Origin of the sequence: Microbacterium sp. LMI1x-1-1.1 (assembly GCF_040676205.1) — a bacterium.
Lineage (GTDB): Bacteria > Actinomycetota > Actinomycetes > Actinomycetales > Microbacteriaceae > Microbacterium > Microbacterium aquilitoris.
Genome location: NZ_JBEGHM010000002.1, coordinates 649,545 through 676,165 on the forward strand (window position 1 = coordinate 649,545; position 26,621 = coordinate 676,165).

General features: G+C 69.4%; 26 protein-coding genes. 19 read left to right on the top strand and 7 right to left on the bottom strand.

Features of this window, described 5'->3' with window-relative positions:
* Window positions 1-2: 2 nt before the first annotated feature.
* The 4 genes from MRBLMI1x_RS10830 to MRBLMI1x_RS10845 are packed head-to-tail and all read right to left on the bottom strand — an operon-like array spanning window position 3 to window position 3,197.
* Window positions 3-917 (bottom strand): ABC transporter substrate-binding protein, encoded by a 915-nt coding sequence (locus MRBLMI1x_RS10830; RefSeq protein ID WP_020097167.1) that lies wholly within the window; start codon window positions 915-917, stop codon window positions 3-5.
* Window positions 918-956: 39 nt separating this feature from the next.
* The gene (locus MRBLMI1x_RS10835) at window positions 957-1,679 is read right to left on the bottom strand and encodes an ABC transporter permease (RefSeq protein ID WP_018188111.1); all 723 of its coding nucleotides are present in this window, start codon (window positions 1,677-1,679) and stop codon (window positions 957-959) included.
* Entirely contained in the window at window positions 1,676-2,353 is a 678-nt protein-coding gene (locus MRBLMI1x_RS10840) for an ABC transporter permease (protein WP_018188110.1), read from the bottom strand. Before MRBLMI1x_RS10840 ends, MRBLMI1x_RS10835 begins: the two co-directional genes overlap by 4 nt.
* A 7-nt stretch (window positions 2,354-2,360) precedes the next feature.
* Window positions 2,361-3,197 (bottom strand): ABC transporter ATP-binding protein, encoded by an 837-nt coding sequence (locus tag MRBLMI1x_RS10845; RefSeq protein ID WP_018188109.1) that lies wholly within the window; start codon window positions 3,195-3,197, stop codon window positions 2,361-2,363.
* 134 nt (window positions 3,198-3,331) lie between these two features.
* On the opposite strand from MRBLMI1x_RS10845, the gene MRBLMI1x_RS10850 reads away from it, so the two are divergent.
* On the top strand, window positions 3,332-4,747 hold the full coding sequence (locus MRBLMI1x_RS10850) for a dihydrolipoyl dehydrogenase family protein (RefSeq protein WP_363458742.1): 1,416 nt from the start codon (window positions 3,332-3,334) through the stop codon (window positions 4,745-4,747).
* 6 nt (window positions 4,748-4,753) lie between these two features.
* Here MRBLMI1x_RS10850 and MRBLMI1x_RS10855 read toward each other — a convergent pair whose 3' ends face one another.
* Window positions 4,754-5,545: an IclR family transcriptional regulator gene (locus MRBLMI1x_RS10855; RefSeq protein WP_020097169.1), complete on the bottom strand. Its 792-nt coding sequence runs from the start codon at window positions 5,543-5,545 to the stop codon at window positions 4,754-4,756.
* Window positions 5,546-5,614: 69 nt separating this feature from the next.
* On the opposite strand from MRBLMI1x_RS10855, the gene MRBLMI1x_RS10860 reads away from it, so the two are divergent.
* Genes MRBLMI1x_RS10860 through MRBLMI1x_RS10870 form a run of 3 tightly spaced genes read left to right on the top strand, consistent with a single transcriptional unit; the run spans window position 5,615 to window position 8,254 of the window.
* Window positions 5,615-6,421, top strand: a complete 807-nt coding sequence (locus MRBLMI1x_RS10860) for a CoA transferase subunit A (protein ID WP_020097170.1) — start codon at window positions 5,615-5,617, stop codon at window positions 6,419-6,421.
* Between the two features lies 1 nt (window position 6,422).
* Entirely contained in the window at window positions 6,423-7,076 is a 654-nt protein-coding gene (locus tag MRBLMI1x_RS10865; RefSeq protein WP_363458744.1) for a CoA transferase subunit B, read from the top strand.
* Window positions 7,073-8,254 carry an acetyl-CoA C-acetyltransferase gene (locus MRBLMI1x_RS10870; RefSeq protein ID WP_020097171.1) on the top strand — a complete coding sequence of 394 codons (1,182 nt, stop codon included), beginning with the start codon at window positions 7,073-7,075 and terminating at the stop codon, window positions 8,252-8,254. The genes MRBLMI1x_RS10865 and MRBLMI1x_RS10870 overlap by 4 nt, the downstream gene beginning before the upstream one ends.
* Before the next feature lie 7 nt (window positions 8,255-8,261).
* Here the strand turns inward: MRBLMI1x_RS10870 and MRBLMI1x_RS10875 are convergent, their stop codons facing one another.
* The gene (locus tag MRBLMI1x_RS10875; RefSeq protein WP_018188103.1) at window positions 8,262-8,516 is read right to left on the bottom strand and encodes a hypothetical protein; all 255 of its coding nucleotides are present in this window, start codon (window positions 8,514-8,516) and stop codon (window positions 8,262-8,264) included.
* 73 nt (window positions 8,517-8,589) lie between these two features.
* Here MRBLMI1x_RS10875 and MRBLMI1x_RS10880 point away from each other — a divergent pair, with 73 nt between their 5' ends.
* The 9 genes from MRBLMI1x_RS10880 (at window position 8,590) to serA (ending at window position 18,599) form a co-directional block, all read left to right on the top strand.
* Window positions 8,590-10,002, top strand: a complete 1,413-nt coding sequence (locus MRBLMI1x_RS10880; protein ID WP_311856885.1) for an alpha,alpha-trehalose-phosphate synthase (UDP-forming) — start codon at window positions 8,590-8,592, stop codon at window positions 10,000-10,002.
* On the top strand, window positions 9,999-10,766 hold the full coding sequence (otsB, locus tag MRBLMI1x_RS10885; protein WP_363458747.1) for a trehalose-phosphatase: 768 nt from the start codon (window positions 9,999-10,001) through the stop codon (window positions 10,764-10,766). The genes MRBLMI1x_RS10880 and otsB overlap by 4 nt, the downstream gene beginning before the upstream one ends.
* Before the next feature lie 9 nt (window positions 10,767-10,775).
* Window positions 10,776-12,482: a dihydroxy-acid dehydratase gene (gene ilvD, locus MRBLMI1x_RS10890; protein ID WP_018188100.1), complete on the top strand. Its 1,707-nt coding sequence runs from the start codon at window positions 10,776-10,778 to the stop codon at window positions 12,480-12,482.
* A 41-nt stretch (window positions 12,483-12,523) separates the two neighbouring features.
* Entirely contained in the window at window positions 12,524-14,317 is a 1,794-nt protein-coding gene (locus MRBLMI1x_RS10895) for an acetolactate synthase large subunit (RefSeq protein ID WP_028497384.1), read from the top strand.
* Between the two features lie 2 nt (window positions 14,318-14,319).
* A complete protein-coding gene (gene ilvN / locus MRBLMI1x_RS10900; protein ID WP_018188098.1) occupies window positions 14,320-14,829 on the top strand; it encodes an acetolactate synthase small subunit in 510 nt (169 codons plus the stop codon).
* 45 nt (window positions 14,830-14,874) lie between these two features.
* Window positions 14,875-15,900: a ketol-acid reductoisomerase gene (gene ilvC / locus MRBLMI1x_RS10905; RefSeq protein WP_020097175.1), complete on the top strand. Its 1,026-nt coding sequence runs from the start codon at window positions 14,875-14,877 to the stop codon at window positions 15,898-15,900.
* 107 nt (window positions 15,901-16,007) lie between these two features.
* Window positions 16,008-16,523, top strand: a complete 516-nt coding sequence (locus MRBLMI1x_RS10910; protein ID WP_028497385.1) for a hypothetical protein — start codon at window positions 16,008-16,010, stop codon at window positions 16,521-16,523.
* A 4-nt stretch (window positions 16,524-16,527) separates the two neighbouring features.
* A complete protein-coding gene (locus MRBLMI1x_RS10915) occupies window positions 16,528-16,872 on the top strand; it encodes a hypothetical protein (RefSeq protein ID WP_020097177.1) in 345 nt (114 codons plus the stop codon).
* Between the two features lie 122 nt (window positions 16,873-16,994).
* Complete coding sequence (gene serA, locus MRBLMI1x_RS10920) at window positions 16,995-18,599, top strand: phosphoglycerate dehydrogenase (RefSeq protein WP_018188094.1); 1,605 nt, start codon at window positions 16,995-16,997, stop codon at window positions 18,597-18,599.
* 70 nt (window positions 18,600-18,669) lie between these two features.
* On the opposite strand, the gene MRBLMI1x_RS10925 is transcribed toward serA, so the two are convergent.
* Window positions 18,670-19,212 carry a TetR/AcrR family transcriptional regulator gene (locus MRBLMI1x_RS10925; RefSeq protein ID WP_026302971.1) on the bottom strand — a complete coding sequence of 181 codons (543 nt, stop codon included), beginning with the start codon at window positions 19,210-19,212 and terminating at the stop codon, window positions 18,670-18,672.
* Between the two features lie 58 nt (window positions 19,213-19,270).
* Between MRBLMI1x_RS10925 and MRBLMI1x_RS10930 the strand changes: the two genes are divergently transcribed.
* Genes MRBLMI1x_RS10930 through gltX form a run of 6 tightly spaced genes read left to right on the top strand, consistent with a single transcriptional unit; the run spans window position 19,271 to window position 26,605 of the window.
* Window positions 19,271-20,818, top strand: coding sequence for an MFS transporter (locus tag MRBLMI1x_RS10930; RefSeq protein WP_363458751.1), 1,548 nt, complete (start codon window positions 19,271-19,273; stop codon window positions 20,816-20,818).
* A 34-nt stretch (window positions 20,819-20,852) separates the two neighbouring features.
* Entirely contained in the window at window positions 20,853-21,905 is a 1,053-nt protein-coding gene (locus MRBLMI1x_RS10935; protein ID WP_018188091.1) for a 3-isopropylmalate dehydrogenase, read from the top strand.
* A 49-nt stretch (window positions 21,906-21,954) separates the two neighbouring features.
* Entirely contained in the window at window positions 21,955-23,049 is a 1,095-nt protein-coding gene (locus MRBLMI1x_RS10940; protein ID WP_020097180.1) for a branched-chain amino acid aminotransferase, read from the top strand.
* A 3-nt stretch (window positions 23,050-23,052) separates the two neighbouring features.
* Entirely contained in the window at window positions 23,053-23,820 is a 768-nt protein-coding gene (locus MRBLMI1x_RS10945; protein ID WP_311856875.1) for a fumarylacetoacetate hydrolase family protein, read from the top strand.
* Entirely contained in the window at window positions 23,813-25,048 is a 1,236-nt protein-coding gene (locus MRBLMI1x_RS10950) for an MFS transporter (RefSeq protein ID WP_363458754.1), read from the top strand. Before MRBLMI1x_RS10945 ends, MRBLMI1x_RS10950 begins: the two co-directional genes overlap by 8 nt.
* Window positions 25,049-25,090: 42 nt before the next feature.
* Window positions 25,091-26,605 (top strand): glutamate--tRNA ligase, encoded by a 1,515-nt coding sequence (gene gltX, locus MRBLMI1x_RS10955; protein ID WP_363458756.1) that lies wholly within the window; start codon window positions 25,091-25,093, stop codon window positions 26,603-26,605.
* Window positions 26,606-26,621 lie beyond the last annotated feature (16 nt).

Below are 26,621 nucleotides of genomic sequence, written 5' to 3' on the forward strand. Positions count from 1 at the left end.
TGTCAGCCGAGGTTGTCGGCGATCCACTTCTTGGCGATGTCAGCGCTCGAACGCTGGTCGACAGTGGACTCGACATTCATCGCGACGAGCTCCTCGGGGCTCATCGCCTCGCTGACCTTGTTGATCGCATCCGCGATCTCGTCGGCCTTGTCGGCGTTCGCGATCGGCACGACGTTCGCAGCGAGGAACAGTCCCTTCGGGTCCTCCAGCGTGACGAGATCCTCCGTCTTGATCCGCGGGTCCGCGCTGTAGACGTTGGCGACCTGGATGTTCCCCGCGACGAGCTCGTCGACGGTCGTGTCGGCCGTCGCCTCGAACTTGGCGTCGACGCCGTAGACCTTCTTCAGGTCGGTGAAGTACGGCCGCTGCTCGAGCTCGGGGGCGCCGCCGAACGTCAGGTCCTTGATGCTGGCCAGGTCGCCGATCTCGGTGAGGTTGTTCTCTTTCGCGAAGGCGGCCGTCACGTTGTAGGAATCCTGGTCGGTCGCCGGCGAGTAGTCGAGAGCCTTCAGGTTGTCCGGAAGGACCTTCACCATTGCGTCGTAGACCTCGTCGGACGACCCGGCGGTGGCCGACTTGTCGTAGTACTGCAGCAGGCTGCCGGTGTATTCGGGGAAGAGGTCGATGGACCCGTCCTCGAGCGACGGCATGTAGGCGTCGCGCTGGCCGATGGCGAATTTCCGCTCGACGGAGAAGCCGTCCTTCTCCAGCACCTGGGAGTAGATCTCGGCGATGATCTCGTTCGACGGGTAGGACTGCGAGCCGACGACGATCGTCTTGGACTGCTCGCCGCCGCCCTCGTTGCCGCTCGAACCGCTGCCCTGGAGGGAATCGCTCGAGCCGCAGGCGGACAGCGCGAAAACGGCCGCGGCGGCGAGGCCGACGACGGGAAGGATGCGGGTGCGTGTGATGGACATGGATGCCTCCGGATGGGGTGGTGGTCAGGATGCCCGGTCTCAGGTGGCCGGGACGGGGGCGCGCCGGGTGCGACGACGCGTGGGGGAAGAGTTTTGCACGGCGACGCCGCGGGGAACGACGATGCGCTGGAACAGTGCGAAAGCGCCGTCCAGGACGAGGGCGAGGATGACGACGACGATCGAGGCGCCGAGGATCTGTGCGGCGTTGCGGGTCTGGATGCCCTGGATGAGGGCGAACCCCAGTCCGCCGAGCCCCACGTACGCGGCGATGGTGACGGTGGCCACGACCTGCAGGACTGCGGAGCGGATGCCGCCGATGAGAAGCGGCAGACCGAGGGGGACTTCGATCTTCCACAGGATCTGCATCGGAGTCATCCCGACGGCGCGGCCCGCCTCGACGGTGGAGCGGTTGATCGCCTCGATACCGGCGTACGCGCCGGCGAGGATCGAGGGGATCGCGAGGAGGACGAAGGCGACGACCGCGGCCTGCTCCTTGAAGTTGACGCCGATCACCAGGTAGAGCAGGACGACGAGACCGAGGGATGGCAGGGAGCGGGCGGCGCCGGACAGGAACACCGCGATCTCGCGGCCCTTCCCGGTGTGACCGATCGCCCACCCGGCGGGGATGGCGATGACAGCCGCGATCGCGACCGACCCGAAGGTGAAACCGAGGTGCTGCAGGATCGCCTCCCAGAGGGGGAGGTACCCGGTGGTGCGGTCGGGGGAGAAGATCCACGCGAACGCGTCGAGGAAGACGTTCATGCCGTCACCTCCGCCGCACGGGCGCGTTGCCGCGGCACGCGGATCCGTCGGGTCCACGGCATCAGCGCGCGTCCCGCGAGGACGAGCGCCAGATCGATCACGAGGGCGATGACGACGACGGCGAGGACGCCCGCCAGCACCTCGGGGATGATGCGTCGCTGCGACCCGTTCGTGAAGAGGTATCCCAGGTTCTGCACACCGATGAGGGCTCCGACGGTGGCCAGGGAGATGGTCGACACCGCCGTCACGCGCAGACCCGCCAGCATGACCGGCCCGGCGAGGGGGAAGTCGACCGTCCAGAATCGCCTGACCGGGCCGAAGCCGACAGCCACCGCGGCGCTGCGGACCGCGGCATCCACCGACGCGAGACCGTCGGTGACGGAACGCGTCATGATCGCCACGGCGTAGATCGTGAGCGCGACGACCAGGTTGGTCTCCGACAGGAGGCCGATGCCCGTCGTCGCGCTGATGAGGGCGAACAGACCGAACGAGGGGATCGTGTAGAGGATGCCCACCACGCCCAGGAGTGTGCCGCGCAGGCGCGTGAATCGGAACGCCGCCCAGCCGAGCGGGATCGCGAGGACGAAACCGAGCACGATCGCGATGGCGCTCTGCCGCAGGTGGGCGAGCGTGAGTTGCCCGATCAGGTCGAGGTTCTCGACGACCCAGTTCATGGAGCCGTCACCCCTCGTCCTCCGGCGACCCCGGCAGGAGGACGCCTTGGGTCCGACCGGATCCGTCCACGAGCACCGTCCCGCGGTCGGTCTGCTTCGCGTGGAAGGCACGCGCGCCGCGATCGGCGCCGATGAAGCTCGCGACGAACTCGTCGGCGGGGGCTTCGATGATCTCCGAGGGCGTTCCGTGCTGGGCGATCCGGGCGCCCTTCTGCAGGATGACCACCTGGTCACCCAGCAGGAAGGCTTCGTCGATGTCGTGGGTCACGAACACGATCGTCTTGTCGAGTTCTCGCTGCAGTCGGATGACCTCGGCCTGCAGTTCCTTGCGGACGATGGGGTCGACGGCGCCGAACGGCTCGTCCATGAGCAGGATGTTGGGGTCCGCAGCGAGCGCACGTGCGACGCCGACGCGCTGCTGCTGGCCGCCGGAGAGCTGAGCGGGGTAGCGATCGGCGAACGCGGTGTCGAGGCCGACGACCTCCATCAACTCCATCGCGCGCCGACGCGCGGTCGCGCGGGTCTGGCCGGTGAGCACGGGCACGGTCGCGATGTTGTCGGCCACCGTGTAGTGGGGCAGGAGTCCGGCGTTCTGCAGGACGTACCCGATGCTGCGCCGCAGCTGGACGGCGTCACGGGAGCGGATCGACTCGCCGTCGATCATGATGTCACCGGACGTCGGTTCGATCAGGCGGTTGATCATCCGCAGCAGCGTGGTCTTGCCGCAGCCCGAGGATCCGACCAGGACCGTCGTCTTGCGCGCGGGCATCTCGAGCGAGACGTCGTCGACGGCGGCGGGGCCGTCGCCGAAGCGCTTGGTGACGGATCGGAATTCGATGGCCATGGGCGTCCTTTCGGCCGGTGCTTCAGCAAACCACAGACCCCCGACATCCCGGCAGTCTCCGGCGTCCATTGACGTCTTTCCCCGGGTATGGCAAGGGCGGGACATTACGGCCGGGCGCTCGCTACGGTGTCGGCATGAGCACACGCGAGTACGACCTCATCGTCATCGGAGCCGGCCCCGTCGGCGAGAACGTCGCGGACCGGGCCGTCCGCGGCGGGTTGACCGCCGCGATCGTCGAGAGCGAGCTCGTCGGCGGCGAGTGCTCGTATTGGGCGTGCATGCCGTCGAAGGCGCTTCTGCGCGCACCCGCCGCACTGCGCGCGGCTCGGGACGTCGCGGGAGCGGCCGAGGCGGTGAACGGCGGCGTCGACGTCGCGGCCGTCCTCGCGAGGCGCGATCGCATGGTGCACGACTATCAGGACACCTCCCAGGTCGAGTGGCTGCAGGGCGCGGGCATCGATCTCGTGCGGGGCCACGGCCGACTGTCTGCCGAGAGGGAGGTAACGGTCGAAGCGGCCGACGGCTCGACGACGGTCCTGCGGGCACGCCACGCGGTCGCCGTGTGCACCGGGTCGGCCGCTCTCCTTCCCGACATCCCCGGTCTTCGGGATGCCGCGCCGTGGACGAGCCGCGAGGCCACCGGCGTGACTGACGTTCCCTCGTCCCTCGTCGTGCTCGGCGGGGGCGTCGTCGGCGTCGAGATGGCGACGGCGTTCACCGCCTTCGGAACGGACGTCACGGTGATCGCCCGGTCGTCGCTCCTCAGCGGGCTCGAGGGCTTCGCCGGCGAAGCCGTGCAGAAGTCGCTTACCTCGGCCGGCGCGACCGTCCGCACCGGGGTCGGCGTGACGGGCGTCGAGCGCTCGGACGGCGGCGTGACCGTGTCGCTGGACGACGGGTCGTCGGTCCGCGCCGAGGAGATCCTCGTCGCGACGGGGCGCGTGCCCCGGACCGAGGATGTCGGTCTCGACGTCATCGGCCAGAAGGCGGGCGCCTGGATCGAGGTCGACGACACCCTCCGGGTCCCGGGCAGCGAGTGGCTGTACGCCGTCGGCGACGTCAATCACCGTGCCCTGCTCACGCATCAGGGGAAGTATCAGGCGAGGATCGCCGGTGATGTCATCGCCCGACGCGCGACCTCGACGGATGTCGACACCTCCCCGTGGGGTCCCCTCGCGGCGACGGCCGACCACGCCGCCGTCCCGCAGGTCGTGTTCACCGAGCCCGAGGTCGCCGCCGTCGGGCACACCGAGGCGTCCGCTCGCGCGGCCGGGATCGACGTGAAGATCGTCGATTACGACCTGTCGTGGGTCGCCGGGGCGAGCACGCATTCGGACCGGTACGAGGGGATGTCGAGGGCCATCATCGACGCCGAGCGCGGAGTGCTCGTGGGTGCCACCTTCGTCGGCCCGGACGTCGCCGAACTCCTGCACGCCGCCACGATCGCGATCGTCGGCGAGGTCCCGCTGCACCGACTGTGGCACGCCGTCCCGGCCTACCCGACCGTGAGCGAGGTCTGGCTCCGCTGGCTGGAGTCGGCCGGGCTCTGAGGCGCCTCACGCCCGCCGGGCCGACTGGACGCGCGTCGTCAGCTGATGCGCGTGGGCCAGGAGCAGGCGCCCGAGGTCGGCGAGCCGATCGGGGCCGAAGCGGAACTCGACGCCGGTCAGGCTCAGCGCCCATGCGGGGTGTCCGGCGTGGTCGAAGACGGCCGCACCGATGCCCCACGAACCGGGGACGATGAGCCCCGGATTGACGGCGTAGCCCCGGTCACGCGTCTCGGCGATGCGCATCTGGAGCGCTGCCGCATCGTGGGCACCGCCCCATCGTCCCGGCAGGTCGGGATGGCGGTCGAGATACGCGTCGACGTCGCCCTGCGGAAGGAAGGACAGGATCGCGAGGCCCGCGGATGCGACGCCCAACGGGAAGCGGACACCCTCGCTCAGGACGAAGGACCGGATGGGGAAGGATCCTTCCTCCCGCACGAGGCAGACCGTTTCGTCGCCGCGACGCACGGAGAGGAACGCGCTTTCCTCGGTCTTCACCGCGAGGGAGCGGACGATGTCCGCGGCGATGTGGGTGATGTCGTAGCGAGGTGCGGCTGCGGCCCCCATGAGGAACAGCTCCGGGCCGGCGAGCCAGCGGGCGGTGCGGTCGTCCTGGTCGACGAGCCCCTCCGCGCGCAGGGCCGAGAGCAGCCGGTGCGCCGTCGTCCGGGTGAGCCCCGCATCCGCGGCCAGTTCGCGAAGTCCTTTGCCGGTCATGCCGGCTGCGCTCACGAGTCGCAGGAGGAGCGCGGCACGGGCGATCGCCTGTGCGCCGGGGACGGATGCCGTGGGTCGTTCCACATCGTGGACCCTACGGGTCGAGCGGTCCACATGGCAACGACATCCTCGACCGGGGACGCGGGTGCGGCGATGCTCGAGGGAGACGACACGAAGGAGTGCGCAGTGATCGACAAACGCGTGGCCGGACCGGCTGAGGCGGTCTCGGACATCCCGGACGGAGCGAGCATCGCCGTCGGCGGATTCGGACTCTCCGGCAATCCGACCGCCCTGATCGAGGCCCTTCTCGAACAGGGGACGGCCAACCTCTCGGTGGTCTCGAACAACTGCGGCGTGGACGACTGGGGGCTCGGCGTGCTGCTGCGCGCACATCGCATCCGCAAGATGACCTCCTCCTACGTCGGCGAGAACAAGGAGTTCGAGCGCCAGTTCCTCTCCGGCGAGCTCGAACTCGAGTTGACGCCGCAGGGCACGCTGGCCGAGAAGCTCCGCGCGGGCGGCGCCGGCATCGCCGCGTTCTACACCCAGACCGGAGTCGGGACGCAAGTCGCCGAGGGCGGCTTGCCGCGCCGCTACGACGGCGCCGGCGGGGTGGCTGTGGCGTCCGCACCGAAGGACGTCAGGGTCTTCGATGTGGCCGGCTCCGCGAAGGAGTTCGTCCTCGAGGAGGCCATCACGACCGACTTCTCGCTCGTCCACGCGCGCCGCGGCGACCGGCACGGCAACCTCGTCTTCGCCAAAGCGGCCCGCAACTTCAATCCGCTCGCCGCCATGGCCGGGCGGGTGTGCATCGCGCAGGTCGAGGAGCTCGTCGAGCCGGGCGAGCTCGATCCGGATGCCGTTCACCTCCCGGGCGTCTACGTGCATCGGGTCGTGGAGGTCGGCACCGGCATCGAGAAGCGCATCGAACGACGGACGATCACGGCGGAAGGGCAGTGACATGGCGCTGACCAGGAATGAGATGGCGGCCCGTGCTGCCGCGGAGCTCAGCGACGGCTCCTATGTGAACCTCGGCATCGGGTTGCCCACCCTCGTGCCCAACCACGTCCCGGAAGGCGTCACCGTCGTCCTCCAATCCGAGAACGGGATCCTCGGCGTCGGTCCGTACCCGCGGGAGGCCGACGTCGACCCCGACCTGATCAATGCGGGCAAGGAGACGGTGACGACCCTTCCGGGAGCGGCCTTCTTCGACTCCGCGCTCAGCTTCGGCATGATCCGGGGCGGCAAGATCGACGCCGCCATCCTCGGTGCGATGCAGGTGTCCGCCGCCGGAGACCTGGCGAACTGGATGATCCCGGGGAAGATGGTCAAAGGGCCCGGCGGGGCCATGGACCTCGTCCACGGTGCCGGACGGGTTGTCGTCCTGATGGAGCACGTCGCTCGCGACGGGTCGCCGAAGATCGTCGCCGAGTGCTCGCTTCCCCTCACGGGCCGCGGGGTGGTCGATCGCATCATCACCGACCTCGCTGTCATCGACGTCACGCCGCGCGGGCTCGTTCTCGTCGAGACGGCGCCCGGAGTGAGCGTGTCCGAGGTCCGCGAGGCGACGGAGCCCGAACTGATCGTCCCGAGCGATGCGAAGGTGGAGTCATGAGTGAAGAGATCGTCATCGTCGGTGCCGCCCGGACGCCGCAGGGCAAGCTCATGGGCGCCCTGTCGTCCCTGTCCGCCCCGCAGCTGGGGGCCATCGCGATCCGCGGTGCGCTGGAGCGCAGCGGAGTGGATCCCACCGCGGTCGACGCCGTGATCATGGGCCAGGTGCTCCCGGCCGGGTCGGGCCAGAATCCGGCGAGGCAGGCGGCTCTCGGTGCCGGCATCGGGTGGGACGTCCCGGCATCCGCTGTCAACAAGGTCTGCCTGTCGGGACTCACCGCCATCATCGATGCGAAGCGGCTGATCGCCTCGGGGGATGCCGCGGTCGTCGTCGCCGGCGGGATGGAGTCGATGTCGCGCGCGCCCCACCTCCTCATCGGCTCACGCGACGGCTGGGCGTACGGCTCGGTCGAGGTGCTCGACCACATGGCGTTCGACGGTCTCACCGACGCCGCGGAGGGGATCTCGATGGGTCTGTCGACCGAGCAGCACAACCCCGCGCTCGGGCTCACGCGCGAGGCGCAGGACCACGTCGCCGCGCTGTCCCACCAGCGTGCCGCCGCCGCGGCCGAGCAGGGTGTCTTCGACGACGAGATCGTCCCCGTCGAGGTGCCGCAGCGGCGAGGCGACCCGGTCCGCGTGGTCGCGGATGAAGGCGTCCGCCCGGACACCACCGTCGAGACCCTGGCCCGGCTGCGCCCCGCGTTCTCCACCGACGGCGACATCACGGCAGGCAACGCCTCGCCGATCTCCGACGGCGCCGCCGCGGTCGTCGTGACCACGCGGTCCCGCGCCGAAGCGGAGGGGTGGGCGATTCTCGCGACGGTCGGTGCGGCGGGTCAGGTGGCCGGACCCGACAACTCCCTGCACTCCCAGCCCGCGCGCGCGATCGCGCAGGCGCTCGGACGTCAGGGCATCGCGGCATCCGCTCTGGACCTGGTCGAGATCAACGAGGCCTTCGGCGCCGTGGTCGCCCAATCGCAGCGGGAACTCGGCATCGACGAGTCGATCGTCAACGTCCACGGTGGCGGGATCGCCATCGGGCATCCGATCGGAGCGTCCGGTGCGCGCCTAGTCGTCCACGCCGTGCGTGAGCTCCAGCGACGGGGGAGTGGCACGGCCGCGGTGGGCCTGTGCGGCGGTGGCGGTCAGGGCGAGGCGCTCATCCTGACCCGCTAACGGAAGATCAGCGCGAGAGGCGGCGCTTCAGCAGCTTCTTCTTCTCGCCGTCGCGCGGCGAGTCCATCGGGATGAGCTTGCCGCGCGACGCGCGACGGGTGTCGACGACCGATCCGACCGCGAGAGCGAGGGTGATGCCCCAGCTGAGCCAGGCGAGCGCGGTGCGCCAGGTGAACGGCTCGGGGCTGCGCGCGGAGCGCAAGAGAGTGACGCCTCCTGTGAGGGCCGAGAGAAGACCGGTTCCGAACAGGTATTTGCGCATACCACCCACGCTAGTGCGCCCGACGCATGGCGTGGCGGTTGTTAGCCTGAAGTCATCCATCGAGAGGAACACCGTGACCGTGGCTTCTGACTTCGTCGTCGTGTCCAACCGCCTTCCGGTCGACCGGACGGACGACGAGAACGAACCCTGGCGGCGCTCGCCCGGCGGCCTCGTGACGGCGCTCGATCCCGTGATGCGGAGCACCCACGGTGCCTGGGTCGGCTGGCCGGGACAAGCGGACATGGAGCTCGAGCCGTTCGAGTTCGACGGCCTCCAGCTCGTCCCCGTCACGCTGTCGGCCGACGACATGCAGCTCTACTACGAGGGCTTCTCGAACGACACGATCTGGCCGCTCTACCACGACGTCATCGCGGCGCCGACGTATCACCGCACGTGGTGGGACGCCTACGTCAGGGTCAACAAGCGATTCGCGGAGGCGGCGTCGACCCACGCCGCCGAGGGCGCGACGGTCTGGGTCCACGACTACCAGTTGCAACTCGTCCCGAAGCTCCTCCGCGAGCTCCGTCCCGACCTGACCATCGGCTACTTCCACCACATTCCGTTCCCCGCATACGGCCTGTACGCGCAGCTGCCGTGGCGACGCCAGGTCCTCGAGGGCCTGCTCGGTGCGGACGTCATCGGCTTCCAGCGGGTGGCGGATGCCGGGAACTTCGCTCGTGCCGTGCGCCGCCAATTGGGGTTCGACACCAAGGCCGGCGCGATCGCCGTCCCGACGGAAGACGGGGGCGTCAGGACCGCCGTCGCCCGCGCCTATCCGATCTCGATCGACGCGGCCGAGTACGAGGAGCTCGCGAAGCGTCCCGACATCCGGGCTCGGGCCGAGGAGATCCGCTCGAGTCTCGGCAACCCGAAGGCGATCCTGCTGGGCGTCGACCGGCTCGACTACACGAAGGGCATCCGACACCGGCTGAAGGCGTACGGCGAACTGCTGGCGGACGGCCGCCTGTCGGTGCACGACGTCATCCTCGTCCAGGTCGCGAGTCCCAGCCGCGAGCGCGTGCAGACCTACATGGAGCTCCGCGACGAGATCGAGCTCACCGTCGGGCGCATCAACGGCGATGCCGATGAACTCGGCTACAGCGCGATCCAATACCTCCACCACTCGTACCCGCGCGAGGAGATGGTCGCGCTCTTCCTCGCGGCGGACGTCATGCTGGTCACGGCTCTCCGCGACGGCATGAACCTCGTCGCCAAGGAATACGTCGCGAGTCGCGTCGACGGCGGCGGGGCGCTGGTGCTCAGCGAGTTCACCGGGGCGGCCGACGAGCTCACGCAGGCCATCAAGGTGAATCCGCACGACATCACCGGACTGAAGGACGCCATCATGCAGGCGATCGACATGCCGCAGAAGGAGAAGGACCGCCGGATGCGGGCTCTTCGCCGTCGGGTCCGTGAGAACGACGTCGCGAAATGGTCGGAGAGGTTCATCTCGGATCTGAACGCCGCCCGGAAGGAACACCCGTGACCGATCTCACCGACATCGCACGTGCCCATCGGCTGCTGGTCGCGCTGGACTTCGACGGAACCCTGTCGCCGCTCGTCGACGACCCGATGAGCGCGCGGATGGCTCCGGCGGCCCGCTCCGCCGTCGAGGCACTGCTCGCGGCGCCCGACACCGCCGTGGCGTTCGTGTCGGGCCGGTCGCTCGGCGACCTGCGGATCATCGCCGAGCACTCCGACGACTCGCCGATTCTGCTGGCCGGCTCGCACGGTGCGGAGTACCTCATCCCCGGCGCGCCCGTGGACGAGGCCCTGGACCCCGCCGACGTCGAGGTGCGGGACCGGCTGCGAGCTGACGTCGAGAAGCTGGCCGAGGGAGCCCCCGGCTCCTGGATCGAACCGAAGACGTTCGGCTTCGGGGTGCACCTGCGGACCGTGACCGACGCGACCGCTGCGGAGCGGCTCCGGGCATCCGTCGATGCGCTGATGGCGGATGCCGCCCCACACTGGCGCCGGCGTCAGGGCCACGACATCGTCGAATACGCGTTCACCGACGCCGGGAAGGATGCCGCCGTCGCCCACCTCCGCGAGGTCGTCGGCGCGACCGCCGTCGTCTTCGCCGGGGACGACCTGACCGATGAGGACGCCCTCCGCTCGCTCGGACCCGACGATCTCGGCATCCGTGTCGGTGCGGGGGAGACCGCGGCATCCGTCCGTGTGGCAGACATCGAAGAACTCGCCGCAGTGCTGTCGACTGTCGCACACGAGCGCGTCGCTTCGCGGCAATAGACTTCGAGAATGCCCTCTCCCGACGAGAACATCGACATCAAGCCCCGCAGTCGCGCGGTCACCGACGGCATCGAAGCCACGACGTCCCGCGGAATGCTCCGCGCGGTCGGCATGGGCGACGAGGACTGGGACAAGCCCCAGATCGGCATCGCCTCGAGCTGGAACGAGATCACGCCCTGCAACCTGAGCCTCGACCGGCTCGCGCAGGGAGCCAAAGAAGGCGTGCACGCCGGAGGCGGTTACCCCCTCCAGTTCGGCACCATCTCGGTCTCGGACGGCATCTCCATGGGCCACGAGGGCATGCACTTCTCCCTCGTGAGCCGTGAGGTCATCGCCGACTCGGTCGAGACGGTCATGATGGCCGAGCGCCTCGACGGCTCGGTCCTGCTCGCCGGCTGCGACAAGTCGATCCCCGGCATGCTCATGGCCTCCGCCCGCCTCGACCTCTCGAGCGTCTTCCTCTACGCGGGCTCGATCGCGCCGGGCTGGGTCAAGCTCAGCGACGGCACCGAGAAGGACGTCACGATCATCGACTCCTTCGAGGCGGTCGGGGCGTGCCTGGCCGGCAAGATGAGCGAGGCCGACCTCAAGCGCATCGAGTGCGCGATCGCGCCCGGCGAGGGCGCATGCGGCGGCATGTACACCGCCAACACGATGGCATCGGTCGCCGAGGCTCTGGGGCTCAGTCTTCCCGGCTCCGCGGCGCCGCCCTCCGCCGACCGTCGCCGCGACTACTTCGCCCACCGCTCCGGCGAGGCCGTCGTCAACCTGCTCCGCCAGGGCATCACGACCCGCGACATCCTCACGAAGGAGTCCTTCGAGAACGCGATCGCGCTCGCGATGGCCCTCGGCGGTTCGACGAACGTCGTCCTGCACCTGCTCGCCATCGCCCGCGAGGCCGAGGTCGACCTGACGCTCCACGACTTCAACCGCATCGGCGACAAGGTCCCGCACGTGGCCGACATGAAGCCGTTCGGCACCTACGTCATGAACGACGTCGACCGGCACGGCGGCATCCCGGTCATCATGAAGGCCATGCTCGACGAGGGCCTCCTGCACGGCGATGCGCTCACCGTCACGGGCAAGACGCTCGCCGAGAACCTGCGCGACCTCGACCCGGACCCGATCGACGGCACCGTCATCCACACCTTCGACGACCCGATCCACGCGACCGGCGGCATCACGATCCTGCACGGCTCGATGGCGCCCGAAGGTGCCGTTGTGAAGACCGCGGGGTTCGATGCCGCCGTCTTCGAGGGACCCGCCCGGGTGTTCGAACGCGAGCGCGCCGCGATGGACGCCCTCGAGGAGGGACGCATCGCCGCCGGCGACGTCGTCGTCATCCGATACGAGGGGCCCAAGGGCGGTCCGGGCATGCGCGAGATGCTCGCGGTGACCGCCGCCATCAAGGGCGCTGGCCTCGGAAAAGATGTACTACTGTTGACGGACGGACGATTCTCAGGCGGCACAACCGGCCTGTGCATCGGCCACATAGCACCCGAAGCGGTGGACGCTGGTCCCATCGCCTTCGTGCGCGATGGTGATCTGATACGGGTCGATATCGCGGCTCGTTCTCTCGACCTACTCGTCGACGAAGCTGAGCTGAACTCCCGCCGTGAGGGCTGGGAGCCCCTTCCCCCGCGCTATACCCGTGGCGTGTTGGCCAAGTACTCGAAGCTCGTGCGCTCCGCTGCGGAGGGCGCGACGACGGGCTAGGCCCCACACACTCGTCATCCATCACCACAGAGGTCTCTCTCATGTCTTCTGACACCGTTGCCGCTGTGCCCCGGCCACCCGCCGGAGGCGCGTCCCACCCCGTGCTCACCGGAGCGCAGGCCGTCGTCCGCTCACTGGAGCTCTTGGGCGTCACCGACGTCTTCGGCCTCCCGGGTGGAGCCATCATCGAGGTCTACGACCCCCTGATGGACTCCACGGACCTCCGCCACATCCTGGTCCGTCACGAGCAGGGCGCCGGTCACGCCGCCGAGGGGTACGCCGCGGCATCCGGTCGTGTCGGCGTCGCGATCGCGACCTCCGGCCCGGGCGCGACCAACCTCGTCACCGCGATCGCGGACGCCTACATGGACTCGATGCCGATCGTCTGCATCACCGGGCAGGTGTACTCGACCCTGATGGGGACGGATGCCTTCCAGGAGGCCGACATCGTGGGCATCACCATGCCGATCACGAAGCACTCGTTCCTCGTGAAGGATCCCGCCGAGATCCCCGGCGCGATCGCCGCGGCGTTCGAGATCGCCTCGACCGGTCGCCCGGGCCCCGTGCTCGTCGACATCACGAAGGACGCGCAGCAGGCCAAGGCGCCTTTCATCTGGCCGCCGAAGGTCGACCTCCCCGGGTACCGGCCGGTGACGAAAGCCCACGGCAAGCAGATTCAGGCCGCGGCGCAGCTCATCTCCGAGGCCAAGAAGCCCGTCCTGTACGTGGGCGGTGGCGTGGTCCGCGCGGGGGCTGCCGCTGAGCTCCGCCGTTTCGCGGAGGCCACCGGAGCCCCTGTCGTCACGACCCTCATGGCGCGGGGAGCGTTCCCCGACTCCCACCCGCAGCAGCTCGGCATGCCGGGCATGCACGGCACGGTTCCGGCCGTCCTCGCGCTCCAGGAATCCGACCTGCTCATCGCACTCGGCGCACGGTTCGACGACCGCGTCACCGGCAAGGCGGCGCTGTTCGCCCCCGACGCCAAGGTGATCCACGTCGACATCGACCCCGCCGAGATCGGCAAGATCCGCGCCGCAGACGTTCCGATCGTGGGCGACCTGAAGGACGTCCTCGTCGACCTCGATGCCGCGTTCGCCGGGGTCGAGGGGCCGGACATCTCGGAGTGGTGGTCGTACCTCGACGGCCTCCGGACCGAGTTCCCGCTCGGTTACGCGCCGACGACGGACGGTCTGATGTCGCCGCAGCACGTGATCCAGCGCATCGGCGAGATCACCGGACCCGAGGGCGTGTTCGCCTCGGGTGTCGGTCAGCACCAGATGTGGGCCGCGCAGTTCATCGGCTACGAGCGCCCCAACGCGTGGCTGAACTCCGGCGGCGCCGGGACGATGGGCTACGCCGTCCCCGCCGCGATGGGGGCGAAGGTCGCCCAGCCCGACCGGGCGGTGTGGGCGATCGACGGCGACGGCTGCTTCCAGATGACCAATCAGGAACTCGCCACCTGCGCGATCAACAACATCCCGATCAAGGTCGCGATCATCAACAACTCGTCCCTCGGCATGGTGCGCCAGTGGCAGACCCTCTTCTACGACGGCCGCCACTCGAACACCGACCTCAACACGGGTCACGACAGCATCCGCATCCCGGACTTCGTCAAGCTCGCCGAGGCGTACGGCTGCCTCGGCATCCGGGTCGAGAAGGCCGAGGACGTGGATGCCGCCATCCAGCTGGCACTGGAGACCAACGACCGTCCCGTCGTCATCGACTTCGTCGTGAGCGCCGACGCGATGGTGTGGCCGATGGTGCCGCAGGGCGTCAGCAACAGCTACATCCAGTACGCGCGCGAACACGCGCCGGCATTCGAGCAGGGGGACTGACGATGAGCAAGCACGTCCTGAGCCTCCTCGTGGAGGACAAGCCCGGTCTGCTGACGCGCGTGGCGGGCCTGTTCGCCCGACGTGGCTTCAACATCGACTCGCTCGCCGTGGGCGTCACCGAGGTGCCGGGGCTCTCCCGCATCACGGTCGTCGTCGACGTCGAGGAGCTGCCGCTCGAGCAGGTGACGAAGCAGCTGAACAAGCTCGTGAACGTCATCAAGATCGTCGAGCTCGACTACTCGACCTCGGTCCAGCGCGAGCACATGCTCGTCAAGGTCCGCGCCGACAACCAGACGCGCTCGAACGTCATCGAGGTCGTCAACCTCTTCCGCGCGTCCGTCGTCGACTATGCGACCGACGCCCTCGTGGTCGAGGTGACCGGCGATCGCGGCAAGGTCGACGCCTTCCTCAGGGCGCTCGAGCCCTTCGGTGTGAAGGAGCTCGCGCAGTCCGGCATGGTCGCCATCGGCCGCGGCGGCAAGAGCATCACCGAGCGCGTCCTGCGCGGCTGACCCCACAACTTCTCTACCGACATCTACAAGGAGACACACACGAACATGGCTGAGATCCTCTACGACGCCGACGCCGACATCTCGCTCATCCAGGGCAAGAAGGTCGCCATCGTCGGGTATGGCTCGCAGGGCCACGCCCACGCCCAGAACCTCCGCGACTCCGGCGTCGAGGTCGTCATCGCCCTCAAGGACGGCTCGAAGTCCGCTCCGAAGGCCGAAGAGGACGGCTTCGAGGTGAAGTCCGTCGCGGATGCTGCCGAGTGGGCCGACCTCATCATGATCCTCGCGCCCGACCAGCACCAGCGCGGCATCTTCAACGACGAGATCAAGCCTCACCTCGCGGCCGGCAAGACGCTCGCCTTCGCGCACGGCTTCAACGTGCGCTTCGGCTACATCGAGGTCCCCGACGACGTCGACGTCATCCTGGTCGCCCCGAAGGCCCCCGGCCACACGGTGCGGCGCGAGTTCGTCGCGGGCCGCGGCATCCCCGACATCATCGCCGTCGAGAAGGACGCCTCGGGCCAGGCCTGGAGCGTCGCGCTCTCGTACGCGAAGGCCATCGGCGGAACCCGTGCGGGCGTCATCAAGACGACCTTCACCGAAGAGACCGAGACCGACCTGTTCGGCGAGCAGGCCGTCCTCTGCGGTGGCGTGTCGCAGCTGGTCCAGTACGGCTTCGAGACTCTCTCCGAAGCGGGCTACCAGCCCGAGATCGCCTACTTCGAGGTGCTCCACGAGCTGAAGCTCATCGTCGACCTCATGTGGGAGGGCGGCATCGCCAAGCAGCGCTGGTCGGTCTCCGACACGGCGGAGTACGGCGACTACGTCTCTGGCCCGCGCGTCATCGACCCGAGCGTCAAGGAGAACATGAAGGCCGTCCTCGGCGACATCCAATCGGGTGCCTTCGCCAAGCGCTTCATCGACGACCAGGACAACGGCGCCGTGGAGTTCCAGGAGCTCCGTGCCAAGGCCGCCGCACACCCGATCGAGGCCGTCGGCAAGGACCTGCGCGCCCTCTTCGCGTGGAAGCAGCAGGACTCGGACTACACCGAAGGCTCCGCCGCGCGCTGACCCTCGGCATCCCGCCCTCGGCGCATCCGCCGAGACCGGCTTGATATGAGCCACGGAGGCCCGGCCCTTACAAGGGGTCGGGCCTTCGGCGTCGGTAGACTCGATCCGTGCCTTCCGAGCCCCGAGACGACGAGGACGCCTTCCGCTGGGAGGGCGACGATTCGCCGACCCGTCCACCCCGCCCCGAGCGGAGCGAGACGTCCCTGCCGCCCGGCTTCCGCGCGGTCGGGAGGGGGAGTGCGCCGCAGCCGGCGGCTCCGGCGGCCGAGCAGGATCCTGTGCCTCCGGCAGGGGAGAAGGGGTCGGGGGAGGACCGCGCCGAGGCGGGACCACCGGCATCCCTCGGGAACGTCGCGCTCGTCACGCTCGGTCTCCTCGGCGGGATCTACCTGCTGTACACCGTCGGCTGGGCGCTGGGTGGCGCTCGTACGGCGCTCGTGATCTCGGCGTTCCTCGCGCCCTGGGCTGTCGTCCCGGCGCAATGGGCGGCGGTCGCGGCTCCCGTCCTCTGGTTCGGGGTGTCGATGCTCCTCACGCGCGCCTCGGCGACGTGGGTGCGCTTCGTGTGGCTCATCGTCGGTGCGTTCCTGCTCGTGCCCTGGCCCTTCGTGAGCGGAGTGTGACCCCGTGACGACGTCTTCCCCCACCGTTCGCCGCTCACCGTCGTGGCTGCGGGCCACGGTCGCCGGCGTGTTCGGGCTCTTCTACGCCTACGCCGTGTGGACCGCTGTGGCCTTCCTCGTCGCGCAGGCCACCGCGGTCGAGGGCCTCACCGGCGCCGGCTGGGCCTTCCTCCTCTTCCCGGTCGTCTTCCCGATCATCGTCTTCGTCGCGGGGGTGGTCCTCGGCCGTCGGCGCCCGCTGCTGCACCTCGCCGCGATCCTGCTCGTGGGGCTCGGGCTGGTCGGCGTCTTCTGGCTCAACGTCCTCACGTTCGCGATCACGAACGGCAACTCGCTCTTCGGCTCCTGAGGTCCGTCACACGGTCGGGGCCGTGCGGTCGGATTCGCTAGGCTGGCCGTGCCGCGTACCGTCGTCGGTCCCAGCCCGGCCGGCCGCGTGGCGATCCACACTCGCGTACCCGAAGGTCTGCCGTGCCCAAGCCTGTCGTCCTGATCGCCGAAGAACTCTCTCCCGCCACGATCGAGGCCCTGGGCCCCGATTTCGACGTCCGATCCGTGGACGGTGCCGACCGTGCCGCCCTCCTCCCGGCCCTCGCCGATGCGGACGCCGTCCTCATCCGTTCCGCAACGAAGATGGATGCCGAGGCGATCGCCGCGGCTCCGTCGCTCAAGGTCATCGCCCGTGCCGGCGTCGGTCTCGACAACGTCGACATCAAGTCCGCCACGAGCGCGGGCGTCATGGTGGTCAACGCCCCGACGTCGAACATCATCTCCGCGGCCGAACTCACCGTCGGTCACATCCTGAGCCTCGCGCGCCACATCCCGGCGGCCCACGCCTCGCTCGCGGCCGGCGCGTGGAAGCGCTCCTCCTTCACGGGCACCGAGCTGTTCGAGAAGACGGTCGGCATCATCGGCCTCGGCCGCATCGGCGCCCTCATCGCCGCTCGACTGCAGGCGTTTGGCGTCTCGGTCGTCGCGTACGACCCCTACGTCACGCCGACCCGCGCGCAGCAGCTGGGCGTGCAGCTCCTCGGGCTCGACGAGCTGCTGAAGACGAGCGACTTCGTCACGATCCACATGCCGAAGACCCCCGAGACGACCGGCATGATCGGCGCCGCGCAGTTCGAGATGATGAAGGACACGGCGTACGTCGTGAACGTCGCCCGCGGCGGTCTCATCGACGAAGAGGCGCTGCACACGGCGCTCACCACCGGCCAGATCGCCGGCGCTGGACTCGATGTCTTCACGAGCGAGCCGCCGAAGGAGGACGGCACGGCGTTCCCCCTGCTGTCCCTGCCGAACGTCATCGTCACGCCCCACCTGGGCGCCTCGACCGAAGAGGCTCAGGAGAAGGCGGGTGTCTCGGTCGCGAAGTCCGTCAAGCTCGCGCTCGAAGGCGACCTGGTCCCGGACGCCGTGAACGTCGCCGGCGGCGTGATCGACCCGTTCGTGCGTCCCGGCATCGCGCTCGTCGAGCAGCTGGGTCAGATCTTCACGGGGCTCGCGCCCAGCGCCCTCACGAGCCTCGACATCGAGGTCCGCGGAGAGCTCGCCGATTACGACGTCAGCGTCTACCGCCTGGCGGCGCTGAAGGGCATCTTCACGAACATCGTGAGCGAGAACGTCTCCTACGTGAACGCGCCGCTGTTCGCCGAGCAGCGCGGCATCGAGACCCGACTGATCGTCGAGTCCGAGAGCCCGCTGTACCGGAACATCACGATCCTCCGCGGCACGCTGTCCGACGGCACGGTGCTCACCGTGGAGGGCACCCTCGCGGGCACGCGCATGGTGCCGAAGGTCGTCGGCATCAACGGCTACGAGGTCGAGGTGCCGATCAACCGTTACCACGTCGTGATGCGCTACGCCGACCGGCCCGGCATCGTCGCGATCTATGGTCAGAAGCTCGGCGAAGCGGGCATCAACATCGCGGGGCTCCAGGTCGCGCGGCCCGACGCGAGCGGCCGCGCACTGTCGGTCCTGACCGTCGATTCGCCGATCCCCGAGCCGATGCTCGACGAGCTCCGCGCCTCGGTCCAGGCCGACCTGTTCCGCCAGATCGAGCTCACCGAGGTCTGACGCACCGGCATCCCTCGTTCCCCTGTCGCATCACGCCGCGTGCGGCGGTCGTTCGTGACAGGAGAGCGGGTCAGCGTGCCGCGCGCTCGACGAGCGCGATGAGCGCGTCGAGGTCGTCGCCCTGCGGGATGGGGCCCGGGACGCCCTGCGTGGCGAGCGCGCTGTTGAAGTAGAGCCCGTCGCTCACGAGCAGGACGAGCTGCAGCGCGCTCTCGTCGCGAGTGTGGGGACGGAGCGCATCCTCCCAGACGCGTCGCGCGTCACGGAGGGCGACGGACGCCGCGTCGTGGCCCGTCTGCGCCAGACGCGACGTGGCGACGATCGCGCGGTCGAGCGGGGTGTCGGACTGCACGGACGTGCGGACGAACACCGCCACGATCCCGTCGGGGGAGCGCAGCATCTCCTCGACGTCCAGGTCGACGAGGCGCCGCATCCGCTCGATGAGCGCCGACTCGAGCGCTTCCTTCGAGGCGTAGTGGTAGAGCAGACCGCCCTTCGAGACGCCCGCCGCTGCGGCGACGGCATCCATCGTCGCGCCGCGGGCACCGCCGTCGATCAAGGCGGCCTCGAACGCGTCCAGCACGCTTTCTCGCGCCCGCGGTGGTCTGCTCACGTCTCTTCCCTCTCGTCGGTCGGCTCTGTTACTATACCGACTGGACGGTGTATAAATCATGACGTTGACGGAAGAGATCCGCGTCGCCGACGCGGCGGGTGTGCGACAGGGGTGGCGCGGCTGGGCTGCGCTGGCGGTGCTCATGCTGCCCGTGCTCCTGGTGTCGGTGGACAACACGGTGTTGAGCTTCGCGCTGCCCGAGATCGCACGCGACCTGACTCCCACGAGCGCGCAGCAGCTCTGGATTATCGACGTCTATCCGCTCGTCCTGGCAGGGCTCCTCGTCACGATGGGATCCCTCGGGGACCGATTCGGACGCCGCCGGCTGCTCATGATCGGAGCGACCGGCTTCGCGGGCATCTCCGCCGTCGCTGCCTTCGCCCCGTCGGCCGAGCTCCTCATCGCCGCCCGCGCCGCCATGGGTTTCTTCGGTGCCATGCTCATGCCGTCGACGATGTCGCTGCTGCGGAGTATCTTCACCGACCGCGACCAGCGCCGACTCGCGATCGCGGTGTGGGCGTCGATGTTCTCGGCGGGCTCCGCTCTCGGACCCATCGTCGGAGGACTCCTGCTGGAGCACTTCGCGTGGGGGTCGGTGTTCCTCCTCGCGGTCCCTGTCCTGATCCCGCTGCTCGTCCTCGCGCCGATCCTGGTCCCCGAGAGTCGCGACCCGAAGCCGGGCCGCATCGATCCCGTCAGCATCGCCCTCAGCATGGCGACCATGGTGCCGATCGTCTACGCCATCAAGGAGTTCGCCGTTCACGGTCCGGGCATCCTGCCGGTCGTCCTCGTGGTCGCGGGCCTGGCGTTCGGGCTGATCTTCGTGCGTCGTCAGCTCCGGTCCGACGCGCCCATGCTCGACATGCGACTGTTCCGGACGGGCGCGTTCACCGGCGCGCTCCTCGTCAACCTCTTGAGCGTCGTCGCCCTCGTCGGGTTCCTGTACTTCGTGACGCAGCACCTGCAGCTCATCGTCGGACTGAGCCCGCTGCAGGCGGGCCTCGCGCTCGTCCCCGGGCTCGTGTTGATGATCGTCTCAGGGCTCACGGTCGTCCCGATCTCGCGCCGGGTATCGCCGCGCGTCGTCGTGCCGGTGGCGCTGTCGCTGTCTGTCGCGGCGTATCTCATCATCGCGATGTCGACGGATGCCGCGACCCTCGGCACGCTCATCGCCGCCTTCGGGCTGCTCGGCCTCGGTATCGGCGCGGCCGAGACCGTGTCGAACGAGCTGATCCTGGCGACGGCTCCGCCGGCCAAGGCGGGCGCGGCGAGTGCCGTGTCCGAGACGGCCTACGAACTCGGGGCCGTTCTCGGCACGGCGGTGCTGGGCGGCATCCTCACCGCGCTGTACCGTTCCGGGATCGTGCTGCCCGACGGGGTGCCCGCCGAGACGGCGGCAGCGGCGCGCGAGACCCTGGGCGGAGCGGTCACCGCCGCCGACGGGCTGCCGGCGGGTCTCGGCGAGCGCGTGCTCGAGGCCGCGGCATCCGCCTTCGATTCCGGCGTCGGCGTCACCTCGATCATCGGGGCGGTGCTGGTCGTCTGCGCCGCCGTGATCGCGGCCACTACGCTGAAGGGGACCCGCACCGCGCACGTCGAGCACTGACGACGCGCGGTCCACCCCGACAACGAGGAGAGCGATGTCGCGCGTCGTGAAGCTGGCCGTCATCCCCGGAGACGGCATCGGTCCGGAGGTCGTCGCAGAGGCCGAGAAGGTCCTCGACGCCGTGACGGACGGTGCCGATGTCGCCTTCGAGAAGACCCGATTCTCGCTGGGCGCCGCGCGCTACCTCGAGACGGGCGACACGCTCACCGACGAGGACCTCGCTGCCATCGCGTCGCACGACGCGATCCTCCTCGGGGCCGTCGGCGGGATGCCGGGCGACCCGCGCCTGAAGGACGCGAACATCGAGCGGGGCCTCCTCCTCAAGCTCCGATTCGCCCTGGACCACTACGTCAACCTCCGCCCGTCGGTGTTGTACCCGGGGGCGTCCGGACCGCTCGCTGATCCCGGAGACATCGACTTCGTCGTCGTCCGTGAGGGGACCGAGGGGCCGTACGTCGGCAACGGCGGTTCCATCCGCACGGGGACCCCGCACGAGATCGCGAACGAGACGTCGGTCAACACGGCGTTCGGCATCGAACGGGTCGTCCGGTTCGCCTTCGCGCAGGCCGAGAAGCGTCGCCAGAAGCTCACCCTCGTCCACAAGACGAACGTGCTGGTCCACGCGGGTGGGATGTGGAAGCGGATCGTCGACGAGGTCGCGCAGGAGCATCCCGGCGTCGCCGTAGACTACCTGCACGTCGACGCGGCGACGATCTTCCTGGTCACGAACCCGGGCCGCTTCGACGTGATCGTCACCGACAACCTCTTCGGCGACATCCTGACCGACTTGGCCGGCGCCGTCACCGGAGGCATCGGCCTCGCCGCTTCGGGGAACATCAACCCCGACGGCGCGTTCCCGTCGATGTTCGAGCCCGTGCACGGTTCCGCGCCCGACATCGCCGGACAACAGATCGCCGATCCCACCGCCGCGATCCTCTCCGTCGCCCTCCTGCTCGAGCACCTCGGGCTGGGTGACGAGGCCCAGCGCGTCACCCGCGCGGCCCGAGAGGACATCGAGGCGAGGGACGGCTCCGCCCGCACGACCGCGCAGGTCGGCGACGCCATCACCGCACGCCTCCGGGCGTAATCTGACTGGATGCGCGTCGCGCAGACACCGCGCGAGGAACAGGAAAGACATGACCCTCACCGACTCGACCGCCGCCCCCCTCACCTTCTCGGTGACGAAGAACCTGGCTGCGGCGTCGCCGTCCGCCCGCGAGGAGATCCTCGCGAACCCCGGGTTCGGCACGAACTTCACCGACCACATGGTCGACATCTGCTGGTCGTCGAAGGGCGGCTGGCACCGCCCGCGCGTCTCGCCCTATGGACCCATCTCGCTGTCGCCGGCGGCCGCCGTGCTGCATTACGGCCAGGAGATCTTCGAGGGCATCAAGGCGTACCGCCACGCGGACGGCTCCATCCACACGTTCCGGCCCGACGAGAACGCCGCGCGCCTGCAGCGGTCGGCACGACGGATGGCTCTGCCCGAGCTCCCCGCCGAGTACTTCCTGCAGTCGCTCCGCGAGCTGATCGCCGTCGACGGCGCCTGGGTTCCGTCCGGTGACGACCAGAGCCTGTACCTGCGTCCGTTCATGTTCGCCAAGGAGGCCTTCCTCGGGGTCCGCCCGGCCGAGAAGGTCGCCTACTACGTGATCGCCAGCCCCGCGGGCGCCTACTTCAAGGGCGGTGTCACCCCCGTCAAGATCTGGCTGAGCGAGGACTACGCGCGTGCCGGCAAGGGCGGCACGGGAGCGGCGAAGACCGGCGGCAACTACGCCGCGAGCCTCCTGCCTCAGGCCGAGGCCTACGAGAAGGGCTGCGACCAGGTCGTGTTCCTGGACGAGGACGGCAACGTCGAAGAACTCGGCGGCATGAACGTCGTGTTCGTCATGAAGGACGGGACGCTCGTGACGCCCGAGTCCGAATCGATCCTCGCCGGCATCACCCGCAACTCGATCCTGCAGCTCGCGGAGGACCGCGGGCACCGCGTCGAGCGCCGTCCCGTCTCGCTGACCGATTGGCGCGAGGGCGTCGCCTCGGGTGACATCGTCGAGGTGTTCGCGTGCGGAACCGCCGCCGTCGTCACCCCGATCGGAGCGCTGAAGGCGTCCGGGTTCGAGGATGTCCAGCCCACGGGCACTCTCGCGCTCGAGCTCCGTCAGCACCTCACCGACATCCAGTACGGTCGCGCCGAAGACGTGCACGGCTGGCTGACGCGGCTGGACGGCTGAACCGTGCGCATCGTCCGTTACCGCCGCAACGAGGCCATCCGCTACGGGATCATCGACGAGAAGGAGGTCGTCGAGCTCGCCGGTGACCCGATGTTCGCCGGGTTCGAGACGACGGGGGATCGGATCCCTCTCGCCGAGATCACCCTCCTCGCCCCGTCCATCCCACGCTCCAAGGTGGTCTGCGTCGGCAAGAACTACCGGGACCACGCGGCCGAGATGGGCGGCGAGGCCCCCGGCGAGCCGCTGCTGTTCCTGAAGCCGAACACGTCGGTCATCGGTCCGGATGACGCCGTCGTCCGCCCGCCGCAGTCCGAGCGCACCGATTACGAGGGCGAGCTCGCCGTGGTCATCGGCCGCGTCGCCAAGAACGTCCCCGCTGAGAAGGCCCTCGATTACGTCTTCGGCTACACGATCGGCAACGACATCACGGCGCGCGACCTGCAGCGCTCCGACGGCCAATGGTCGCGTGCCAAGGGCTTCGACACCTTCTGCCCGCTGGGTCCGATCATCGAGACCGAGTTCAACCTCGACGGCGGCGCGCGCATCGTCTCCCGGGTGAACGGCGAGGTCCGTCAGGACGGTCCGATCTCCGACATGGTGCACTCCGTGCCCGACATCATCGCCTACGCGTCGGCGGCCTTCACGCTCCTCCCGGGCGATGTGATCCTCACGGGCACGCCGGCGGGGATCGGCGAGTTCCACGCCGGTGACGTGCTCGAGGTCGAGATCACGGGTCTCGGCATCCTGCGCAACACGGCGCGGAATGCCTGACGGGACAGACCCCACCCTCTCCTCGACCGACGTTGCCCGCATCCAGCGGCGGACGGTCGGCGTCCTCGCCGCGGGGCAGGTCCTCGGTGGCGTCGCCTTCGGCTCGACGGTCTCACTGGGGGCGCTGCTGGCGGCCGACCTGTCGGGTGAGGAGTCGCTGTCGGGGTTCGCGACGGCATCCGTCACCCTCGGTGCCGCCCTGTGCGCGATCCCGCTCGCACGACTCGCCTCGGCGCAGGGGCGCCGGCGTGCGCTGACCCTCGGGAACCTGCTGGCCCTCGTCGGGATCGCGGTCGTCATCACCGCGGCGGCGCTCCGCCTCTTTCCGTTGCTCCTCGTGGGCGTCATCCTCATCGGTGCCGGCAATGCGGGCAACCTGCAGTCCCGGTTCGCGGCGACCGACCTCTCGGGTCAGGGGCGTCGCGGACGCGACCTCGGCACCGTGGTGTGGGCGACGACCGTGGGCGGGGTCGTCGGCCCGCTCATGCTGACGCCCGGCGAGGCGGTCGGTCAGTGGCTCGGGATGCCGCCCCTCACCGGCTCGTACGCGTTCTCGATCGTCGCGCAGACGCTCGCCCTCATCCTCTACCTCGTCGCCCTCCGGCCCGACCCCCTGAAGGTCGCGCAGCAGCTCGCTCGCACGAGGGATGCCGGTGCGACCCGCGTCGTGGAAGTGGACCGACCGATCGTGGCCCGCTACGCGGTGTTCGCCGTGGCCGGCTCGCACGTGACGATGGCGTCGGTCATGGCCATGACCCCCGTCCACCTGTCGCACCTCGACCCTCGGAACGTGACCACGATCGTCGGCGTCACCATCGCCCTGCACGTGTTCGGGATGTACGGCCTGTCGCCGGTCTTCGGCATCCTCGCGGATCGCTGGGGTCGGCTGCAGACGATCCTCCTCGGACAGGCGATCCTCGCCGCTTCGCTCGTCACCGCGGCGATCGCTCCGAACTCGCCCACCGCGGTGCTCATCGCTCTCCTGCTCCTGGGACTCGGGTGGAGCGCGGCGACGGTGGGCGGCGCGGCGCTGCTGACCGAGGCCACGCCGACCGAGCTCCGGCCTCGCCGGCAGGGGCGCAGCGACACGGCGATGACGCTGTCGGCGGCCATCGGGTCCGTGCTGGCCGGCGGCATCCTCAGTCTCATCGGGTACGGCGGGCTCGCGCTCGTCGCTCTCGCGGTCGTCATCGCGATCACCGTGCTCTCTCCCTACGCGCGTCGCTGACCGAGCGGGCCGGTCGAAGGCGCGGCCGTAGACTGGACGGTGATGTCGACTGCACCGCACCCCCTCACCACGACCGCTTCCGGCTCGGACGTCCGCGTCCGCTTCTGCCCCTCGCCGACCGGCCTCCCGCACGTCGGGATGGTCCGCACCGCCCTGTTCAACTGGGCGTACGCGCGGCACACCGGAGGCAAGATGATCTTCCGCATCGAGGACACCGACGCGGCACGCGACAGCGAGGAGAGCTACCGTCAGCTCGTCGACGCGCTCACCTGGCTCGAGATCGACTGGGACGAGGGCGTGGAGAAGGGTGGACCGCACGAGCCGTACCGCCAGTCGCAGCGCCACGACATCTACCGCGAGGTCCTCGACAAGCTCATCGCCTCGGGCGCCGTCTACGAGTCTTACTCGACGGCCGAGGAGATCGACGCGCGGAACACCGCGGCGGGCCGCGCGAAGCAGCTCGGGTACGACAACTACGACCGCACGCTCACCGACGAGCAGAAGGCCGCCTTCCGCGCCGAGGGACGCGAGCCCGCCTGGCGCCTGCGCGTGCCCGAGGAGGACGTGACCTACGTCGACCTCATCCGCGGCGAGGTCACCTTCCCCGCCGGGTCGTTCCCCGACTTCGTGGTGGTCCGCGCCGGCGGCATCCCGCTCTACACGTTCACCAACCCCGTCGACGACGCGCTCATGGGAATCACCCATGTTCTCCGCGGCGAAGACCTGATGCCCTCGACGGCGCGCCAGCTCGCCCTGTACGGCGCACTGATCGACGCCGGCGTGACGGACTTCGTGCCGCGCTTCGCGCACATGCCGCTGGTGCTGGGGGAGGAGGGCACCAAGAAGCTCTCCAAGCGCGACCCGAAGGCCGACCTCTTCCTGCAGCGCGAGAAGGGCTTCATCCACGAGGGTCTGCTCAACTACCTCTCCCTCCTCGGCTGGTCCATCGCCTCCGACCGCGACGTGTTCACGCGTCAGGAGCTGATCGAGGCGTTCGACATCGTGAACGTCAACCCCAACCCGGCCCGTTTCGACCAGAAGAAGGCCGAGTCCATCAACGGCGACCACATCCGGATGCTGGAGTCCGACGACTTCGCGTCGCGTCTGGTGCCCTACCTTGTCGGCGCCGGCGTCGTCAGCACGCCTCCCACCGACGCGCAGCGCGAGATGCTCGCCAAGGCCGCACCGCTCGTCCAGGAGCGCATGCAGATGCTCGGTGAGGCACCGGGCCTTCTCGGCTTCCTGTTCCGCGACGTCGAGACGTACGACGAGGACGCTCTCAAGGGGCTTCCCGCCAACGCGGCGGAGGTCCTCGCCGCATCCATCGAGGCTCTCGAGGGTGTGCCCGCCGACGCGTTCCACGCGGAGGCCATCCAAGCGGCGCTCGCGGGCTCGCTCATCGACGGACTGGGGCTCAAGCCTCGTGTCGCGTACGGCCCTGCCCGCGTCGCGCTCAGCGGCCGGCGTGTCTCGCCGCCGCTGTTCGAGTCGATGGAGCTCCTGGGCAAGGACGTGTCGATCGCCCGCCTCGAGAAGCTGAGGGCGACACGCGGCTGATGCCTCGGTTTGGCCG

Bases quoted from the DNA above. Each gene is read 5' to 3' on its own strand.
- MRBLMI1x_RS10830 (WP_020097167.1), bottom strand. From the start codon at position 917: ATGTCCATCACACGCACCCGCATCCTTCCCGTCGTCGGCCTCGCCGCC.
- MRBLMI1x_RS10835 (WP_018188111.1), bottom strand. From the start codon at position 1,679: ATGAACGTCTTCCTCGACGCGTTCGCGTGGATCTTCTCCCCCGACCGC.
- MRBLMI1x_RS10840 (WP_018188110.1), bottom strand. From the start codon at position 2,353: ATGAACTGGGTCGTCGAGAACCTCGACCTGATCGGGCAACTCACGCTC.
- MRBLMI1x_RS10845 (WP_018188109.1), bottom strand. From the start codon at position 3,197: ATGGCCATCGAATTCCGATCCGTCACCAAGCGCTTCGGCGACGGCCCC.
- MRBLMI1x_RS10850 (WP_363458742.1), top strand. From the start codon at position 3,332: ATGAGCACACGCGAGTACGACCTCATCGTCATCGGAGCCGGCCCCGTC.
- MRBLMI1x_RS10860 (WP_020097170.1), top strand. From the start codon at position 5,615: ATGCTCGAGGGAGACGACACGAAGGAGTGCGCAGTGATCGACAAACGC.
- MRBLMI1x_RS10865 (WP_363458744.1), top strand. From the start codon at position 6,423: ATGGCGCTGACCAGGAATGAGATGGCGGCCCGTGCTGCCGCGGAGCTC.
- MRBLMI1x_RS10870 (WP_020097171.1), top strand. From the start codon at position 7,073: ATGAGTGAAGAGATCGTCATCGTCGGTGCCGCCCGGACGCCGCAGGGC.
- MRBLMI1x_RS10875 (WP_018188103.1), bottom strand. From the start codon at position 8,516: ATGCGCAAATACCTGTTCGGAACCGGTCTTCTCTCGGCCCTCACAGGA.
- ilvD (WP_018188100.1), top strand. From the start codon at position 10,776: ATGCCCTCTCCCGACGAGAACATCGACATCAAGCCCCGCAGTCGCGCG.
- MRBLMI1x_RS10895 (WP_028497384.1), top strand. From the start codon at position 12,524: ATGTCTTCTGACACCGTTGCCGCTGTGCCCCGGCCACCCGCCGGAGGC.
- ilvN (WP_018188098.1), top strand. From the start codon at position 14,320: ATGAGCAAGCACGTCCTGAGCCTCCTCGTGGAGGACAAGCCCGGTCTG.
- ilvC (WP_020097175.1), top strand. From the start codon at position 14,875: ATGGCTGAGATCCTCTACGACGCCGACGCCGACATCTCGCTCATCCAG.
- MRBLMI1x_RS10930 (WP_363458751.1), top strand. From the start codon at position 19,271: ATGACGTTGACGGAAGAGATCCGCGTCGCCGACGCGGCGGGTGTGCGA.
- MRBLMI1x_RS10935 (WP_018188091.1), top strand. From the start codon at position 20,853: ATGTCGCGCGTCGTGAAGCTGGCCGTCATCCCCGGAGACGGCATCGGT.
- MRBLMI1x_RS10940 (WP_020097180.1), top strand. From the start codon at position 21,955: ATGACCCTCACCGACTCGACCGCCGCCCCCCTCACCTTCTCGGTGACG.
- MRBLMI1x_RS10950 (WP_363458754.1), top strand. From the start codon at position 23,813: ATGCCTGACGGGACAGACCCCACCCTCTCCTCGACCGACGTTGCCCGC.
- gltX (WP_363458756.1), top strand. From the start codon at position 25,091: ATGTCGACTGCACCGCACCCCCTCACCACGACCGCTTCCGGCTCGGAC.